The sequence below is a fragment of the Pseudorhodobacter sp. MZDSW-24AT genome (assembly GCF_002794355.1).
Classification (GTDB): Bacteria; Pseudomonadota; Alphaproteobacteria; order Rhodobacterales; family Rhodobacteraceae; genus Pseudotabrizicola.
Genome location: NZ_PGOI01000002.1, coordinates 1 through 17,254 on the forward strand (window position 1 = coordinate 1; position 17,254 = coordinate 17,254).

The 17,254-nt window shown below is 65.1% G+C and carries 20 protein-coding genes; 10 read left to right on the forward strand and 10 right to left on the reverse strand.

Going from position 1 to position 17,254, the window contains the following annotated elements; all coding sequences use genetic code 11:
• The coding region (locus CUR21_RS01635) for a cytochrome b (protein ID WP_198431592.1) at positions 1-605 on the reverse strand (605 nt) is incomplete at its 3' end.
• Positions 606-780: 175 nt separating this feature from the next.
• On the opposite strand from CUR21_RS01635, the gene fabD reads away from it, so the two are divergent.
• The 3 genes from fabD to CUR21_RS01650 all read left to right on the forward strand — a co-directional run bounded on the left by fabD (position 781) and on the right by CUR21_RS01650 (position 2,977).
• Complete coding sequence (gene fabD / locus CUR21_RS01640) at positions 781-1,710, forward strand: ACP S-malonyltransferase (RefSeq protein WP_100195288.1); 930 nt, start codon at positions 781-783, stop codon at positions 1,708-1,710.
• 88 nt (positions 1,711-1,798) lie between these two features.
• Positions 1,799-2,536, forward strand: coding sequence for a 3-oxoacyl-[acyl-carrier-protein] reductase (fabG, locus tag CUR21_RS01645; protein WP_100195289.1), 738 nt, complete (start codon positions 1,799-1,801; stop codon positions 2,534-2,536).
• Positions 2,537-2,743: 207 nt separating this feature from the next.
• Entirely contained in the window at positions 2,744-2,977 is a 234-nt protein-coding gene (locus tag CUR21_RS01650; RefSeq protein WP_097069993.1) for an acyl carrier protein, read from the forward strand.
• Between the two features lie 239 nt (positions 2,978-3,216).
• Here the strand turns inward: CUR21_RS01650 and ssb are convergent, their stop codons facing one another.
• Positions 3,217-3,747 (reverse strand): single-stranded DNA-binding protein, encoded by a 531-nt coding sequence (ssb, locus tag CUR21_RS01655; protein ID WP_100195290.1) that lies wholly within the window; start codon positions 3,745-3,747, stop codon positions 3,217-3,219.
• Positions 3,748-4,004: 257 nt separating this feature from the next.
• Between ssb and CUR21_RS01660 the strand changes: the two genes are divergently transcribed.
• The gene (locus tag CUR21_RS01660) at positions 4,005-4,616 is read left to right on the forward strand and encodes a lytic transglycosylase domain-containing protein (RefSeq protein ID WP_100195596.1); all 612 of its coding nucleotides are present in this window, start codon (positions 4,005-4,007) and stop codon (positions 4,614-4,616) included.
• A 112-nt stretch (positions 4,617-4,728) separates the two neighbouring features.
• On the opposite strand, the gene CUR21_RS01665 is transcribed toward CUR21_RS01660, so the two are convergent.
• Complete coding sequence (locus tag CUR21_RS01665) at positions 4,729-5,727, reverse strand: aldo/keto reductase (RefSeq protein ID WP_100195597.1); 999 nt, start codon at positions 5,725-5,727, stop codon at positions 4,729-4,731.
• A gap of 103 nt (positions 5,728-5,830) precedes the next feature.
• Here CUR21_RS01665 and ccmA point away from each other — a divergent pair, with 103 nt between their 5' ends.
• From ccmA to CUR21_RS01690, 5 genes are read left to right on the forward strand one after another with little or no spacing between them, the layout of a single operon-like run.
• Entirely contained in the window at positions 5,831-6,454 is a 624-nt protein-coding gene (gene ccmA, locus CUR21_RS01670) for a heme ABC exporter ATP-binding protein CcmA (protein ID WP_100195291.1), read from the forward strand.
• On the forward strand, positions 6,451-7,107 hold the full coding sequence (gene ccmB / locus CUR21_RS01675) for a heme exporter protein CcmB (RefSeq protein ID WP_100195292.1): 657 nt from the start codon (positions 6,451-6,453) through the stop codon (positions 7,105-7,107). The genes ccmA and ccmB overlap by 4 nt, the downstream gene beginning before the upstream one ends.
• A gap of 54 nt (positions 7,108-7,161) precedes the next feature.
• On the forward strand, positions 7,162-7,893 hold the full coding sequence (locus tag CUR21_RS01680) for a heme ABC transporter permease (protein WP_100195293.1): 732 nt from the start codon (positions 7,162-7,164) through the stop codon (positions 7,891-7,893).
• Positions 7,890-8,060, forward strand: a complete 171-nt coding sequence (gene ccmD, locus CUR21_RS01685) for a heme exporter protein CcmD (RefSeq protein WP_198431593.1) — start codon at positions 7,890-7,892, stop codon at positions 8,058-8,060. Before CUR21_RS01680 ends, ccmD begins: the two co-directional genes overlap by 4 nt.
• A complete protein-coding gene (locus CUR21_RS01690) occupies positions 8,060-8,596 on the forward strand; it encodes a DsbE family thiol:disulfide interchange protein (protein WP_100195294.1) in 537 nt (178 codons plus the stop codon). Before ccmD ends, CUR21_RS01690 begins: the two co-directional genes overlap by 1 nt.
• An 8-nt stretch (positions 8,597-8,604) precedes the next feature.
• Here CUR21_RS01690 and CUR21_RS19000 read toward each other — a convergent pair whose 3' ends face one another.
• Both CUR21_RS19000 and acnA read right to left on the reverse strand, forming a co-directional pair.
• Positions 8,605-8,730 (reverse strand): hypothetical protein, encoded by a 126-nt coding sequence (locus tag CUR21_RS19000; protein ID WP_255413768.1) that lies wholly within the window; start codon positions 8,728-8,730, stop codon positions 8,605-8,607.
• A gap of 192 nt (positions 8,731-8,922) precedes the next feature.
• Positions 8,923-11,697, reverse strand: coding sequence for an aconitate hydratase AcnA (acnA, locus tag CUR21_RS01695; protein ID WP_100195295.1), 2,775 nt, complete (start codon positions 11,695-11,697; stop codon positions 8,923-8,925).
• A gap of 253 nt (positions 11,698-11,950) precedes the next feature.
• On the opposite strand from acnA, the gene CUR21_RS01700 reads away from it, so the two are divergent.
• Complete coding sequence (locus CUR21_RS01700) at positions 11,951-12,655, forward strand: DUF1223 domain-containing protein (RefSeq protein WP_369802500.1); 705 nt, start codon at positions 11,951-11,953, stop codon at positions 12,653-12,655.
• Between the two features lie 3 nt (positions 12,656-12,658).
• Here the strand turns inward: CUR21_RS01700 and CUR21_RS01705 are convergent, their stop codons facing one another.
• The 5 genes from CUR21_RS01705 to purB all read right to left on the reverse strand — a co-directional run bounded on the left by CUR21_RS01705 (position 12,659) and on the right by purB (position 17,233).
• Positions 12,659-13,540 (reverse strand): lysophospholipid acyltransferase family protein, encoded by an 882-nt coding sequence (locus tag CUR21_RS01705; protein WP_100195297.1) that lies wholly within the window; start codon positions 13,538-13,540, stop codon positions 12,659-12,661.
• Positions 13,541-13,550: 10 nt separating this feature from the next.
• Positions 13,551-14,435, reverse strand: coding sequence for a DMT family transporter (locus tag CUR21_RS01710; RefSeq protein ID WP_100195298.1), 885 nt, complete (start codon positions 14,433-14,435; stop codon positions 13,551-13,553).
• A gap of 72 nt (positions 14,436-14,507) precedes the next feature.
• Positions 14,508-15,590, reverse strand: coding sequence for a flagellar motor switch protein FliG (locus CUR21_RS01715; protein WP_100195299.1), 1,083 nt, complete (start codon positions 15,588-15,590; stop codon positions 14,508-14,510).
• Between the two features lie 70 nt (positions 15,591-15,660).
• Positions 15,661-15,822, reverse strand: a complete 162-nt coding sequence (locus CUR21_RS18525) for a hypothetical protein (RefSeq protein WP_157791914.1) — start codon at positions 15,820-15,822, stop codon at positions 15,661-15,663.
• A 106-nt stretch (positions 15,823-15,928) separates the two neighbouring features.
• Positions 15,929-17,233, reverse strand: a complete 1,305-nt coding sequence (gene purB / locus CUR21_RS01720) for an adenylosuccinate lyase (protein WP_100195300.1) — start codon at positions 17,231-17,233, stop codon at positions 15,929-15,931.
• Between the last annotated feature and the right edge of the window lie 21 nt (positions 17,234-17,254).

Sequence of the window (17,254 nt, forward strand, 5' to 3'; positions counted from 1 at the left end):
GGCAGGCGCGCGGGCGGGGCCGCGCGCGCGACGGCGGGGGCGCGGGTGCCGCGCGTCATGCGGCGCAAAGTGTCATCCCGGTCAAGGATATGGTGTTTCAGCGCGCCTGCGATGTGCAAGAGGATGGCGGCGATCATCAGCTTGGTGAACACCCAGTGCAGGCCGACCGCGATTTGCGCCACGCTTTCCGATTGCGGCACGAAGGGCAGGGTTTGGCCAAAGGGCCACCAGATTGGCGCAAAGCCGGTGACGGCCGCGTGATGCACCCAGCCGGTGAGCGGCACGGCGACGAGGCTGATATACAGCATCCAGTGCACCAGCCGGGCGAGGGCGAGCTCCAGCCGCCGCTCGGGGTGCAAGGGCACCGGATGCGGCTGCGCCAGCGCCCAGAGGATGCGGCCCAAGGCCACGAAGAAGACGACAACGCCCAAGGTCTTGTGCAGGGAAAACAGCTGCGCCTTGCGGGCCAGCGCCTCGGCGGTGTCATAGGGCAGGCGGTTGGCGATGATGCCAAGCGGGATGGCGATCAGGATCAGGCTGGCGGTGGTCCAGTGAAACAGGCGCGCGACCTTGCCATAGGACACGGGGGAATTGCGGGCGGGCATGGGAAACTCCGGTCAATGATCTGCGCGGCAGGCTAGCGGTTTTGCCGCGCGCATGCAGCAGGGCGGAATGCACAGGGCCTGTGCAGAGCGGGGCGCGTGCGCTGAAAACCGGGGCGGTGATTGCGCTGGCGGCAGGGGCGCGCTATCTGGGTTGGGTGATCAGACGGGAGGCAGCATGGGCCGCGCATTCGTATTTCCGGGCCAAGGGGCCCAAACCATCGGGATGGGGCAGGCCTTGGCCGAGGCCTATCCGGCGGCGCGGGCCGTGTTTCAGGAGGTGGATGACGCGCTGGGAGAAGCGCTGTCCAAGCTGATCTGGGAGGGCGATATTGCCGAGCTGACGCTGACGCAGAATGCGCAGCCCGCGCTGATGGCAACGTCGATTGCGGCCTTGCGCGCGCTGGAGGCGGAAGGCTTTGGCATGGAGCAGGCGGATTTCGTGGCCGGGCATTCCTTGGGCGAATATTCGGCGCTTTGTGCGGCGGGGGCGCTGAGCCTTTCGGACACCGCGCGGCTGTTGCGCATTCGCGGGGCGGCCATGCAAGAGGCGGTGCCGGTGGGCGTGGGCGCGATGGCGGCGATTCTGGGGCTGGAGTTCGAGGCGGTGGCGGCGATTGCCGCCGAGGCCGCGGAGGATGAGGTTTGTCAGGCCGCCAATGACAATGACCCGGCGCAGGTGGTGATTTCGGGCCATAAGGACGCGGTGGAGCGGGCGATGGCTTTGGCCAAGGCGCGCGGCGCCAAGCGGGCGCTGCCCTTGCCGGTGTCGGCGCCGTTTCATTGCGCGCTGATGGCGCCGGCGGCGCAGGTGATGACGGAGGCCTTGGCGGCGGTGGTGATTTCCAAGCCCGTCTGCCCGGTGGTGGTGAATGTGCGGGCCGAGGCCGTGGAAGAGCCGGACCGGTTCCGCGATCTGCTGGTGGCGCAGGTGACCGGATCGGTGCGCTGGCGCGAGAGCATGGAATGGATGCAGCGCGCAGGCGTGACCGAATTCTGGGAGATTGGCGCGGGCAAGGCGCTTTCGGGGATGATCAAGCGCATCGTGCCCGGGGCCGAGACGCGGGCGATCGGGGTGCCGGCGGATGTGCTGGCGCTCAAAGGGTGAGCGGTGTGCCCTTGGCTGGCCCCGGAGGGCTGTCTGCCCTCCGGACCTCCCGAGGATATTTTTGAACAGATGAAAGAGGGACAGGATCATGTTTGATCTGACCGGAAAAACGGCCTTGGTGACCGGGGCTTCGGGCGGCATCGGCGCCGAGATCGCACGGGCCTTGCATGGGGCGGGGGCCACCGTGGCCTTGTCGGGGACGCGGCTGGCACCTTTGGAGGCGCTGGCGGCCGAGCTGGGAGAGCGCACACATGTGCTGACCTGCAATCTGTCGGACCCTGCCGAGGTGGAGGCGCTGATCAAGCGGGCCGCCGAGGCGATGGGATCGGTGGATGTGCTGGTGAACAATGCCGGGATCACCAAGGACGGTCTGATGATGCGGATGTCGGACGAGGATTGGCAGGCGGTGATCGACGTCAACCTGACCGCCACCTTCCGCCTGTGCCGGGCGGCCTTGCGCGGGATGATGAAGGCGCGCTGGGGCCGGATCGTGAACATCAGCTCGGTTGTGGGGGCCATCGGGAATCCGGGGCAGGCCAATTACGCCGCGAGCAAGGCGGGCATGGTGGGGATGTCGAAATCACTGGCGGCGGAAGTGGCAAGCCGGGGCATCACGGTGAACTGTGTGGCGCCGGGCTTCATCGAGACGGCGATGACCGAAAAGCTGAATGACAGCCAGCGCGGATCGATTCTGGACGGGGTGCCAGCGGGACGCATGGGCACGCCCCAAGAGGTTGCGGCGGCCGTGCTGTATCTGGCCTCGGCCGAGGCGGGATATGTGACGGGTGCCATCTTGCATGTAAATGGCGGGATGGCCATGATATAAGCGCGCCCGCAAAGGGGCCTGACGGGCCTCGGGGCGCAGGTCGGGCACGGCTTTGTGAAAGCGTTTGCCTAAAGCAGCCGCCCTTGCTATAGGCGCGCTGGAAATCGCCGGTTCACGCCGGTGTCGTCGCCGTGGCGGCGCAATCGCCCCCGAAAGGGGCAAGGACAAGAGACGGGAAGCCCTCCCGCTGATATAAGAGGAAGTGACATGAGCGACATCGCTGACCGCGTGAAGAAGATCGTCGTTGAGCATCTGGGCGTTGAAGAGGAGAAGGTCACCGAGACCGCTTCCTTCATCGACGATCTGGGCGCGGACTCGCTCGACACTGTCGAACTGGTCATGGCGTTCGAGGAAGAGTTCGGGATCGAGATTCCGGATGACGCCGCCGAGACCATCCAGACCTTTGGCGATGCGGTGAAGTTCATCACCGAAGCCGCCTGATCCGCAGATCCGGGTCTGACAGACGAAGAAAGGCACCCCTTGGCGGGTGCCTTTTGCATTGGGGGCGGGCGCATCTGCGGGAGCGGGGGCTTTGGCGCTGGGATGGGGCTGCGCGCGGAGTTGCGCGGTGTGCGACGGTGGAAGGGCGCGGAGGGGCGCCGGGGGCTGCCGGGAATGGCGCGGGTGGGGCTGGCGCGGCAGGAAAAAGCCCCGGTCGCGGGGACCGGGGCTGTGCGGGATCAGAAGGGGATTTCGTCGTCGAGGTCGTTGCGGCCCATCGGCGCGCGGTCGCCGCCCCGGCTGCCGCCACCGCCGCCCATGCTGCCGCCGCCCATGCCCCCCGAGCTGCCGCTGCCGTAATCGTCATAGCCGCCCCGGTCGTCATAGCCGCCTTGCCCGCCACCGCCGCCGCCTTCGCCCCGGCCGCCCAGCAGGGTGAGTTCCCCGCGATACTGGCGCAGCACCACTTCGGTCGTGTAGCGGTCTTGGCCGGATTGATCCTGCCATTTGCGGGTTTCGAGCTGCCCTTCGATATAGACGGTGGAGCCTTTGCGCAGATATTGCTCGGCGATCTTGGCGAGCGCTTCGTTGAAGATGGCGACCGAATGCCATTCGGTGCGCTCCTTGCGTTCACCAGTTTGCTTGTCGCGCCAGTTTTCCGAGGTGGCGATGCGCAGGTTCACCACCTTGCCGCCATTGGCGAAGCTGCGCACCTCGGGGTCGCGGCCGAGATTGCCGACGATGATGACCTTGTTGACCGAGCCTGCCATGGAAATTCCTCGCTTTGGATGTGCCCCGGCGCCGGGGCCGGATGGGTGACCGGAGCCTGTCCGGTCTTGGTTAAGAAATGGATACCGTCGCCAAATCTATATCGGGCGGGACGGGGGGCTGCAATGCGGCGGGGGGGCAATTTGGCGGGCGGAACCCTGCCGATGCGGCTGATGCGGTGGGGGCGTGCATCTGGGCACTGGAATGTGGCGCGGATTTGCCTATAGTCACCGCGTCTGAGGCAAGCGGGAAGATCCTGATGAAGCTGAGCCCTGTTCTTCTGTCTGGCTGTCTGGCTGTGGCGCTGTCGGTTTTTGTGCCGGGGGGGGCGGAGGCGGATGGGCTGAACCTGTCGGGGTCGAGCAAGAGCCGGGCGTCGCTGTTCAATTCGCAGAAGAAATTGCTGGATGGGCGGCTGTCGAAGCAATACGAGGCCTCGGTCCGGCTGACGCCGAAGGGCAAGGTGGCGGCCCCGGTGGAGGGGCCGGCCCCGCGCTACAGCGGGCGTTACAAGGGCGAGTATCTGGCGGTGGCGCGGACGATGGCGGCGCGGCACGGGATTCCGGAGGACCTGTTCCTGCGGCTGGTGCAGCAGGAATCGGGCTGGAACCCGGGCGCGGTGTCACATAAGGGCGCCACGGGACTGGCGCAGCTGATGCCGGGGACGGCACAGAAGCTGGGGGTGGATATTCACGATCCCCACCAGAATCTGGAAGGCGGGGCGCGCTATCTCAAGATGATGTACACCAAGTTTGGCAGCTGGCGGCTGGCGCTGGCGGCCTATAACGCGGGACCGGGCGCGGTGGAAAAGCACAACGGGATTCCGCCCTATGCCGAGACGGTGAATTACGTGAAGGCGATTCTGGGCTGAGGGGCGGCGCTTTTGGCCAGCCGCCGGGGGACGTCGCGTCCCCCGGACCCCCTGCGGGATATTTATGAACAGATGAGGGGGCGGCGCTTTGGAGGGCGCCGCCCTTTTGAATTCACCACAGATGGGCGACGTGGGGGGCGATCAGGCGGGTGTAGATGTCGCGCGCGGCCTGCATCTGATCGGGGGTGAGGGCCGGGAGATCGGCGGCGGCGGCATTGGCGCGGGCCTGATCCGGGGTTTTGGCGCCGGGAATCACCACGGTGACCGCTTCTTCCATCAAGATCCAGCGCAGGGCGAAGGCGGCCATGGCGGTGCCTTGCGGCACGAGGGGGCGCAGCGCCTCGACCGCGTCGAGGGCGACATCGAAGGGCACGCCGCTGAAGGTTTCGCCTTTGTCGAAGGCCTCGCCGTTGCGGTTGAAGGCGCGGTGGTCATCGGCGGCGAACTGGCTGTTGGCGTTCATCTTGCCGGTCAGGAGGCCCGAGGCCAGCGGCACGCGGGCGATGACGGCGACGTCTTGCGCGCGGGCCTGCGCAAAGAAACGCTCGGCGGGTTTCATGCGGAAGAGGTTGTAGATGATCTGCACCGAGACGACGCCCGGGTGCTGGATCGCGGTCAGCGCCTCGTCCACGGTTTCGACCGAGACGCCGTATTGGGCGATCTTGCCCTTGGCCTTGAGGGCGTCGAGCGCGTCGAACAGCGCGGCGTTGCGGTAGACAGGCGTGGGCGGGCAGTGCAGTTGCACGAGATCAAGGCAATCGGTGCGAAGGTTTTTCAGGCTGCGGTCGATGAAGGATTCGATGGCGGTGCCGGTATAGGCCTCGGCGCTGTGGGGGGAGAGGCGGCGGCCCGCTTTGGTTGCGACAAAGGGGCGGGGGCCCATGCCGGCGGCGGCACGTTCGGCCAGCACCTCGGCGATGATCTGTTCGCTGCGGCCATCGCCATAGACATCGGCGGTGTCGATGAAGGTGAGGCCGGCGTCGAGGGCGGCGTGCAGCGTGGCCTTGGCGTCGTCCCAAGTGACCTCACCCCAAGTGCCGCCGATGGCCCAAGCGCCGAAGCCGATGGGGGTGGTGCTGTGGCCGGTGCGGCCGAATGTGCGGGTGTGCATCTGTGATCTCCGTTTGCTGGGGGCAAGATAGGGCGCGGCGGCGGTGATGGCCATGGTGACGCAGGGCCTTTTCGGCGGGGCAGCGCTGCGCTAGGGGTTGCGGATGGAGATGGTGGTGGACAATCTGGGCGTGGCCCGTGGCGGCCTGACGGTGCTGGAGGGCGTGCGCTTTGCGCTGGCCGCCGGTCAGGCGTTGATCTTGCGCGGCCCCAACGGGGTGGGCAAGACCACTTTGCTGCGCACGCTGGCCGGATTGCAGCCCGCCGTGGCCGGCACGCTGCGCGTGCCCCCCGAAAGCGTGACCTATGCGGCCCATGCCGACGGTTTGAAGGCGGTGCTGACGGTGGCGGAGAATCTGGCCTTTTGGGCCGAGATCCATGGCGGGGGCGATGTGCAGGCCGCGATGGCCGAGATGAACCTGACCGAGCTGCGTGACCGCCGGGCGGCCAACCTGTCGGCGGGGCAGAAGCGGCGGCTGGGGCTGGCGCGGCTTTTGGTGACCGGGCGGCCGATCTGGGTGCTGGACGAGCCGACGGTGTCGCTCGATCAGGCGAGCGTGACGCTGTTTGCGGGGGTGGTGCGCGCGCATCTGGCGCGCGGCGGCATGGCGCTGATCGCCACCCATATTGATCTGGGGCTGGAGGAGGCGGCGGTGCTGGACCTTGCGCCGTTCAAGGCGCGGATGCCGGTGGCTTCGGGTGGCGGCTTTGACGAGGCCTTTGCATGAAGGCGCTTTTGCTCCGTGATGTGCGGCTGGCGATCCGGGCGGGCGGTGGCTTTGGGCTGGGGCTGGCGTTTTTCCTGCTGGTGGCGGTGCTGGTGCCTTTGGGTGTGGGACCCGAACCGGCGACGCTGGCCAAGATTGCGCCGGGCATTTTGTGGGTGGGGGCGCTTTTGGCCTGTCTGCTCTCGCTGGACCGGATCTTTGCGCTGGATTTTGAGGATGGCTCGCTGGATCTGCTGGCCACCGCGCCGATTCCGCTGGAAGGGGTGGTGGCGATCAAGGCCTTTGCGCATTGGCTGGTGACGGGGCTGCCCTTGACGCTGGTGGCGCCGGTGCTGGCGGTGCTGTTGAACCTGCCGGGGCCGGGCTATCTGTGGCTGGTGGTGAGCTTGCTTGCCGGCACTCCGGCGCTGTCGGTGATCGGGGCCTTTGGCGCCGCACTGGTGGTGGGGGTGAAGCGGGGGGGATTGCTGTTGTCGCTGCTGGTCTTGCCCCTTTATGTGCCAACGCTGATCTTTGGCGCCGAGGTGGTGAAGCGGGGCGCGAGCGGGACCGAGGTTTCGGTGCCGCTGCTGCTGCTCGCGGGGATCACGGCGGGGGCGGTGGCGCTTTTGCCCTTTGCGGCGGCGGCGGCGCTCCGCGTCAATCTGCGCTGAGCTTTGACAGGAGTGTGACTTGAGACGCATCGTGAGAGAGGGTATGCCAATCTGATGTCGTTGTGGGAATATGCCAATCCGAAGAAGTTCATGCAGGTCTCGGCCGGGGTTTTACCTTGGATGGCGGGGCTGACTGGGCTGTGTCTGGGGGTCGGGCTGATCTGGGGATTTTTCTTCACGCCTGATGATTTCCGGCAAGGGTCGACCGTGAAGATCATCTTCCTGCATGTGCCCTCTGCGATGATGGCGATCAATGCGTGGGTGATGATGCTGGTGGCGAGCCTGATCTGGCTGGTGCGGCGGCATCATGTGAGCGCGCTGGCCGCGCGCGCGGCCGCACCCGTGGGCCTGACCTTCACCGCGATTGCGCTGGTGACGGGGGCGCTGTGGGGGCAGCCGATGTGGGGCACCTGGTGGGCCTGGGACCCTCGGTTGACGGCCTTCCTGATTCTGGCGCTGTTCTATCTGGGCTATATCGCGCTGTGGCAGGCGGTGGAGGACCCCGACACGGCGGCGGATCTGACGGCGGTGATGTGCATGGTGGGATCGGTGTTTGCGCTGTTGTCGCGCTATGCGGTGAAGTTCTGGAATCAGGGGCTGCATCAGGATTCGACCATTCTGAAGGTGGGCGAGAAGGACCCGATCGCTCCGGTCTTTTATGTGCCGCTGGTGGTGTGCATCTTTGGCTTTGTGCTGCTGTTCGTGGCGCTGGTGCTGATGCGGACACGGACAGAGATTCGCGCGCGGCGGTTGTCGGCGCTGCTCGCACGGGAGCGGTTGGCATGATGCCGGATCTGGGACGTTATGCGGTGGCGGTGCTGTCGTCTTATGGCGCGAGTCTGGCGATGCTGGTGGCGCTGGTGGCGCTGACGTGGTGGCGGGGCGCACGGGTGAAGCGTCAGCTGGCCGAGGTGGAGGCGCGGCAAGCCCGCGCGACCAAAGGAGAGCCGTGATGGCAAAATGGTTGATGGTGTTGCCGCCGGTGCTGTTTGCCGGGCTGGCGGGGGCGTTCTATGTGTCGATGGTGACGAACAACCCCAATGACATGCCGACCGCCTTTCAGGACCGGGCGGCCCCGGTGGTGCCGGCGACGGGGCTTGCGGGGGTGCCGCAGCTGACGGATGCGGATTTGCGCACGGGCGAGGTGACGGTGGTGAATTTCTTTGCCACATGGTGCCCGCCGTGCCGGGCGGAGCATCCGGTGCTGTTGGAGATGGCCGAGGCGGGGGTGCGGGTGGCGGGCATCAACATCATGGATGATGATGCCAAGGCGATCGCCTATCTGGCCGAGGACGGCAATCCGTTCTTTGCGGTGGCGACCGATCCACAGGGGCGCAACCGGGTGGAATGGGGGGTGACGGCGCCGCCCGAGACTTTCATCCTGCGCGGCGATGGCACGGTGGCGATGCGCTTTATCGGGCCGCTGATCGGGGCCGATTATGAAGCGCGGTTCAAACCGGCGCTGGAGGCGGCGCTGGCGGGCGGCTGAGCCGGGCCTTAGGCCAGCAAGAGCAGCGTCATCAGGGTGAAAAGCGCGAGCTCCGCGAGCGGCAGCGGGGCTGCGGCGCGCGCGGTGCTGCGCGCGGGCGGCTGTGGGGCAAGCGGCGGGAAGCGGTGGGGCATGGCAGTGTCCTGTGCTGAGGGTTGGCCCCAGCCTGACACAGAGGTTTGAACGGAAGATTGCCACGCATCTGTGGCGCATGCAAAACGGCCCGATCCTTGCGGATCGGGCCGTTTGTCTGTGTGGGGGGCCTGATCCCTCCCTTGCGGGGGTCTTCGCAGCGAAGACCCCCGCAAGGGCGGAAGAGCGCCGGGTCAGCGGCTTGCCAGATCGCGCAGCACGTAATGCAGCACGCCGCCGTGTTCGACGTATTCGATCTCGATCTCGGTATCGATCCGGCACTTGAGCTGGATCGTGATCTCGCGGCCATCGGCGTATTTGATCGTGCAGGGCACGAGGCTCAGCGGTTTCAGATCGCCGTCGAGCCCATGGATCGACACGACTTCATCCCCGGTCAGGCCCAGCGATTTGCGGGTGGCGCCTTCGGTGAATTCGAAGGGAATCACGCCCATGCCGACGAGGTTTGACCGGTGGATGCGTTCGAAGGATTCGGCGATCACCGCCTTGACGCCCAAGAGCGCGGTGCCCTTGGCCGCCCAGTCGCGGCTGGAGCCTGCGCCGTATTCGATGCCGCCAAAGATCACCAGCGGGGTGCCCGCGTCTTGGTGGGCCATCGAGGCATCATAGATGCTGGTCTGCGCGCCATCGGGGCCTTTGGTGTAGCCGCCTTCAACGCCATCCAGCATCTCGTTCTTGATGCGGATGTTGGCGAAGGTGCCGCGCATCATCACCTCGTGGTTGCCGCGCCGCGAGCCGTAGCTGTTGAACTCGGACACCGGAACCTGACGCTCGGTCAGATACTTGCCAGCCGGAGTGGAGGCTTTGAAGGAACCTGCGGGGCTGATGTGGTCGGTGGTGATCATGTCGCCCAGAAGGGCCAGAACACGCGCGCCTTCGATGTTCGAGATGGTGCCCGGGGTTTTGGCCATGCCTTTGAAGTAAGGCGGGTTCTGGATGTAGGTCGAGGAGGCGGGCCAATCATAGGTTTCCGAATCCGTGACCTGCACGCCTTGCCACTTTTCATCGCCCTTGAACACATCGGCGTATTTCTTCTGGAAGGCTTCGCGCGTGACGACCGCATGAACGATGTCGGCGATTTCCTTGTTGGTGGGCCAGATATCTTTCAGATAGACCGGCTTCCCATCCTTGGAGGTGCCCAGCGGTTCTTTGGTCAGGTCGATGTTCATGTCGCCTGCCAGCGCATAGGCCACCACCAGCGGCGGTGACGCGAGGTAGTTGGCGCGGACGTCGGGCGAAATGCGGCCTTCGAAGTTGCGGTTGCCCGAGAGCACCGAGGTGGCCACCAGATCGCCTTCGTTGATCGCCTTGGAGATCGCCGGGTCCAGCGGGCCGGAGTTGCCGATGCAGGTGGTGCAGCCATAGCCAACAAGGTTGAAGCCGACGGCATCAAGGTCTTCTTGCAGGCCAGCGGCGTTGAGGTATTCCGACACCACCTGCGATCCGGGGGCCAGCGAGGTTTTCACCCATGGCTTGCGGTTCAGACCCAGCGCGCGGGCCTTGCGGGCCACAAGGCCTGCACCGATCAGCACATAGGGGTTGGAGGTGTTGGTGCAGGAGGTGATCGAGGCGATCACCACCGAGCCATCGCGCAGGACGTAATCCTGACCTTCGACCTTGGCGGTGGAAAGACCATCGGCATTGCCCGGAATCTCTTCGGGTGCCGGGGCGGGTGCGCCGCCTTCGGCTGTCATCTCGGCCTTTTCCAGCTTTGGCGCTTCGGGGGCCTTGCGCAGGCCGCGGATGTAATCGCCAAAGGCGGTCGCGGCGCTGGTGAGCGGCAGGTAATCCTGCGGGCGTTTCGGGCCCGAGATGGCCGGAACGATGGTGCCCATGTCGAGTTCCAGCGTGCTGGAATAGATCGGGCTGTAGTCAGCGCCGCGCCACATGCCGTTTTCCTTGGCATAGGCTTCGACCAGAGCGATGCGCGATTCTTCACGGCCCGTCTGACGCAGGTAGCGCAGCGTTTCGTCGTCGATCGGGAAGAAGCCGCAGGTGGCGCCATATTCCGGGGCCATGTTGGCGATGGTGGCGCGGTCCGCGAGCGGCAGGCGGTCGAGCCCGTCGCCGTAGAATTCGACGAACTTGTTGACCACGCCATGCTTGCGCAGCATTTGCACGACCTTGAGCACGAGGTCGGTGGCGGTGGTGCCTTCCATCATCTGTCCGGTCAGCTTGAAGCCCACCACTTCGGGGATCAGCATGGAGACGGGCTGGCCCAGCATCGCGGCCTCGGCCTCGATCCCGCCCACGCCCCAGCCCAGAACGGCCAGACCGTTGACCATGGTGGTGTGGCTGTCGGTGCCCACCAGCGTATCGGGATAGGCGACAAGGTTGCCATCCTGATCGGTGTCGGTCCAGACGGTTTGCGCCAGATATTCAAGGTTCACTTGGTGGCAGATGCCGGTGCCGGGCGGCACCACGCGGAAGTTGTTGAAGGCGTTCTGACCCCATTTCAGGAAGACGTAACGCTCCATGTTGCGTTCATATTCGCGGTCCACGTTGGCTTGGAAAGCGCGCGGGGTGCCGAATTCGTCGATCATCACCGAGTGGTCGATGACCAGATCGACCGGGGCGAGCGGGTTGATGCGCTGTGCATCCCCCCCAAGCCCGAGGATGCCATCGCGCATGGCGGCGAGGTCGACCACGGCCGGCACACCGGTGAAATCCTGCATCAGGACGCGGGCCGGGCGATAGGCGATTTCGCGCGGGTTCTGCCCGTTGTTCTTGCCCCAATCGGAAAAGGCTTTGATGTCCTCGACCGAGACAGTCTTGCCATCTTCGAAGCGGAGCATGTTTTCCAGCACCACCTTCAGCGCGGCGGGCAGGCGGGAAAATTCGCCCAAGCCCGCGGCCTCGGCGGCGGGGATTGAATAATAGCTGACGGTCTGGCCGCCCGCTGTGAGGGTCTTGCGGGTTTTTTGGCTGTCATGTCCGACGGTGACGGTCATTTTGGGCCTCTTGGCTAGGGGATCGGGATTGGCTTAAGGTCTTGTCCGACCGGATGGGCCGGGGAATCGCTGGCTTTGTATACAATTGTATGCCAAGAATCTAGCCCTCGTTTCTGCGAAGTTGCGGTGATCTTGTGATGATCTTGCCACGCGTTTGCCTTCTTGGGGAACTGATCTTTCCCTCGCAAAACCTTGATTGGCGGGTCAATGTCGGCGCCTGTAGAACGAAAGGGCAAGTGTAGGGATGACAGACGTGACGAAGCGACAGTTGGTCAGCGCGACTTTTGGGCTATGGCTTGGCCTTTCCGGGGCAGCACTGGCGCAGACTTCGCCTGTTCTGGTTGAGCTTTACACGTCGCAGGGTTGTTCGTCCTGCCCGCCTGCCGATGCCTTTATGGAAGAGCTGGTCAAAAGCCCGGATGTGATCGCCCTGTCGCTGCATGTGGATTACTGGGATTACATCGGCTGGCGCGATACGTTTGCGAGCCCGCATTTTACCCAGCGCCAGAAGGCCTATGCCAAGGCGGTGGGCAGCCGGATGATCTATACGCCGCAGATGATTGTGGGCGGGCTGGACCGGGTGGAAGGCAATGACCCGGCGCAGGTTTCGGAAGCGATCCGCCGCCAGCAGGCCCGGGTGAGCCCGGTGCGGTTGACGGTGACGCGCGACGGCGATCAGATTTTCATTCAGGCTGAAGCCGACCCGCCGCTGAGCGCGCCCGCGCGCATTCAGGTGGTGCGCTATCTGCCCGAGGCCACGGTGGCGATTGGCCGCGGCGAGAATGAAGGGCGCGAGGTGACCTATACCAATATCGTCACCGATTGGCAGGCCGTGGCCGATTGGCCGGGGCAAGCGCCGCTGGAATTGACCGCGGTGGCGGCGGGGCCGGACCCTGTGGTGGTGATCGTGCAAAGCGACGGGCCCGCCGATGTGCTGGCGGCGGTGCAGTTGAAATAAGCCTTACGGCTTCCAGCGGCGGTGAATCCAGAACCATTGTTCCGGATAGCGCCGGATCAAACGTTCGAGATTGTCATTCAACGCTTGCGTCATCTCTTCGGGGGTGCCGTGCGGGATCGGCGGATCGACGATGATCTGGAAGGAGAGGCCATCGGGCTGACGGATGGCATAGGTCGGGATCAGTTCGGCATCGTATTTCAAGGCCATGTCGGCGGCGGAGAGCGCGGTGAGCGCCTCTTGCCCGAAGAAGGTGAGCTTCACGCCCTTGTGCATGCGCTGATCGGGCAGGATGCCCAGCATGCCGCCCGCGCGCAGGTGCTTGAGCATCTGGCCCATCCCTGCGCGGCCGCGTTCGAACAGGGGCTGGCCGATGGTGCCGATGGCTTGCACGTAATGATCGTTGAACCACGGATTCGACATCGGGCGGTAAAGCGCGCCCAAAGGATAGCCGCGCGCGATCAGCGCGGCGCGCACCGCATCGTAATTGCCGAAATGCCCGGTGGCGAGGATCACGGGGCGCTTGGCGGCATGGGCCGCTTCGAGTGCCGCGACACCGTCGCCGGTAAGCGGCAGTTTGGTGGTGCGCGCGATGAACTCGGCCCCCGAATAGATCTCGATCACGGTGCGGCCGATGTTTTCGGGCACGCGGGCGACCATGCGGTCGATCTGATCGGCGGGCAGGTCTGGCAGGGTGAGGGCAAGGTTGTCGCGGATGCGCTGCGGCCAGCCGGCAAGCGGCGCCACGATGCGCGCCATCACCCAGCCACAGAGCGGCACGCGCCAGCGGTAAGGCAAGGCGAGCAGCAGGCCGATCACCGCGCGGATGGCGCGGTCGGACAGCCATTGGGTCCATGTTCCGGTGGTATGGGCGGGCGTTTCGGTCATCCGGTCCGTTTTACAGGCTTTTGGATGCGCCATGCACCCGGGTTTCGCGGTGCCAGACATAGAGACCCGCCAGCACGATCACAAGCGCACCGATGATCGTCGGCAGATCCGGCACCTCGTCATAAAGGATATAGCCCCAGCCTGTGGCAAAAATCAGCCCGACATAGGCGAAAGGGGCGACGCTCCCCGCCTCGGCCAAGGTGAAGGCGCGGATCAGCGCCAGCTGGGCCACGGTGCCCAACAGACCGATGAGCGCGAACTGTGGCCAGTCGGCCATGGGGACGGGCACCCAGACGAAGGGCAGGCTGAGGCTGGTGACGGCCATGCCAAAGAGCGCGGCAAGGATCATCGGCGTCCACGCGGTTTCATGGGGCCCAAGGCGGCGGGTGAGAAGCGCGTTGATCGAGTAGAACACCGCCGCGGCCAGAGGCAGCAGGGCGGCCGGGGTGAACACCGACAGGCCCGGGCGGATGATGATGAGCGCGCCGATCAGCGCGGCGATCACCCCCGCAAGGCGGCGTGGCCCCAGACGTTCCCCCAGAAAAAGCGCGGCCCCCAAGGTGATGAGCACCGGGTTCAGATCGCCCAAGGCAGTGGCTTCGGCCAATCCGATATAGGGCAGCGCCGAGAAAAAGCAGGCAATAGCGCCAAGCTGGCAGGCCGAGCGCACCAGATGCAGCACCGGCCATTGCGTGCGCAACATCTGCGGCAGGCGCGGCCCCAAGAGCAGCGCCACGATCAGCACCTGTCCGGCAAAACGTGCCCAGATGACCTGCGGCACCGGGTAGCGCGCGATCAGCCCCTTGGCTGCGGCATCCATGGCGGCAAAGCAGAAAATCGCAATCACCATCAGGAGAATGCCGCTTTTGGTGTCTTTCAGGCTGGGGGATGTCATGCTGCGTCCTTTACGGGGCGGACGCTAGCCTGCGCGGATGCGGTTCACAAGCCATTGGCAGGCGGGTGCAGATTACTCTTCTTCGCGGTTCATGACGATTTCCCCCGCGCCTTCGAGTTGACGGATGGTGGTGACGATGGTGGTCATCGCCTCTTCCGCGTCTTTTTCCTTGACCTTGCCCCGGCTGGCCATGTCTTCGCGCAAGGATTGCGCCATGCGTTGCGACATGTTGGCAAGGAAGAAGTCCACCGCCGGAGCCTGACTGGGCCTTGCCTGCGCGGCGGTAAAGGCGGTGACCAGAACAGCGGCGTCGACCATGCGCACGATCTTGGGGATGTCGCGCGGCATGATGCGGGCGGGGATATGGGCGAAGGTGAAAATCGCCTTGCGCACCTGTTCGGCAAAATCGGCGTCTTCGGCATCAAGCCCGGTCAGCACGTCATCGCGGGTGGCGGCGGTGGAGACGTTCAGGATGGCGCCGACCCGTTCCACCGGCCCCGCATCAAAGGCGCGCGCCGGCTGGGCATCGAGCTGGGCCGCCAAGGATTGGCCGATGCGGCGCACGGTTTCAGGCGCGACATTCCCGGTCATAGAGACGGCATAGGCCACGCGCCGCGCCTTTTTCCCGGGCAGGCGCCCCAGCAGTTCGGCCGCCTTGGGCACCGGCAGTTTCGACAAGATCACCGCCGCCACCTCGATGCTTTCCGCTTCGATCACCGGAAGAATGCGGTCGGCGGGCAGGATGGTCAGGCGTTCCCACGGATCGGCTGTGCCGGAGGCGCCTGCCAGACGGCGCAGGCGGCTGGCGGCCGTGGGGCTGATATGCCCGTCCATCATGGTAAGCGCGCCATCGATGCCACCGGGAAAGGACAGCCCCACCTCTTCCAATTCTTGCAGGAATTCTTCCACCACCTGCGCCAGTGTGGCGCGGTCGACCATGCGCATCTGACCGATCTGTTCGGTCAGCGCGGCCTGAAGATGATCGGGGAGCGCCGAGACAGGCAGACTGCCCCCTTCGGCCAGCATCAGGCGGACGATGATGGCGGCCTTTTCGCGCGGCGTGGGGGCGCGACGTTCGCCCGAGGTGCCGCCCAGCGAAACGGCGCGCTGCACCGGGGTGAGGCGCGCCAAGGCCTGACCAAAGCTATCCGACATCCGATTCCCCGTTCTGGTGATCCTGCCGCGGCAGGCTGTCATCCCGGGGTTAAAGACGGATTACGGGATGTCAGGTGGTGGGGGTGGGAATGCATTCGCCCTTGGCCTGATCCCAAGAACTGCCTTCCTTGCAAGACGATGCGGTCACCTCTTTCATGCCCGAGCAATAGGCCATCGACATCGAGGGCAGCAGCATGAGCGCGATGACGGCGGTGGTGATTTTGGTCTTCATCAGTCGTCCTTCCCTTGATTGGTTTCCGTAGGGGAAGGGTAGCACGGCGCGCGCCAATTCAAGCAGGCTTTCCGGCGGCCCGGGCGGGCCGCCGGTCACGCTTTCGTTACGCGCCGAACACGCGGGCGAAAATCGTGTCGACATGCTTGGTGTGATAGCCAAGGTCGAACTTCTCTTCGATCTGCTCGGGTGTCAGGGCGGCCAACACCTCGGCGTCATTCAGCAATTCTGTTTTGAAGTCAGCGCCTTGTTCCCAAACCTTCATGGCGTTTCTTTGCACCAGACGATAGCTGTCTTCGCGCGACACGCCGGCTTGGGTCAGCGCCAGCAGCACCCGCTGGCTCATCACCAGACCGCGGAACTTGTTCATGTTCTGCATCATGTTTTCGGGGTAAACCACGAGCTTTTCAACAACTCCGGCCAAACGGTGCAGCGCGAAATCCAGCGTGATGGTGGCATCCGGCCCGATGGCGCGTTCCACCGACGAATGGCTGATGTCACGCTCATGCCACAGCGCCACATTCTCCATCGCGGGCACCACCGCCATGCGCACCAGCCGGGCAAGCCCCGTGAGATTCTCGGTGAGCACCGGGTTGCGCTTGTGCGGCATCGCGCTGGAGCCTTTCTGGCCGGGGCTGAAATACTCTTCCGCCTCCAGCACCTCGGTGCGCTGCATGTGGCGGAATTCGGTGGCGATGTTCTCGATGCTTGAGGCGATCACGCCGAGCGTGGCAAAGAACATCGCATGGCGGTCGCGCGGGATCACTTGCGTCGAAATCGGCTCGGGCGTCAGGCCAAGCTGCGCGCAGACATGCTCTTCCACCCGCGGGTCGATGTTGGCAAAGGTGCCGACCGCGCCGGAAATTGCCCCCGTGGCCACTTCGGCCCGCGCATTCACCAGACGCGCCCGGCCGCGCGCCATCTCGGCATAAAAGCGCGCGAAGGTCAGGCCCATGGTGGTGGGTTCGGCATGGATGCCGTGGCTGCGGCCAATGCGCACCGTGTCCTTGTGCTCATAGGCGCGGGCCTTCAGCGCGGCCAGCACCCGGTCCATCCCGGCCAGAAGCAGATCGGCCGCGCGCACCAGCTGCACGTTCAGCGTGGTGTCGAGCACATCGGAACTGGTCATCCCCTGATGCACGAAGCGCGCATCCTCGCTGCCGATATGCTCGGCCAGATGGGTCAGAAAGGCGATCACGTCATGTTTGGTCACCGCCTCGATCGCGTCGATGCGGGCCACGTCGAATTCCACATCCTTGGCGCGCCAGACCGCTTCGGCATTGGCGCGCGGGATCACGCCCAGATCGGCCATGGCATCGCAGGCATGCGCCTCGATCTCATACCAGATGCGGAATTTCGTGGCCGGAGACCAGAGGGCAACCATCTCGGGGCGGGAATAACGCGGGATCATCACGAACCTATCATTGGAAAG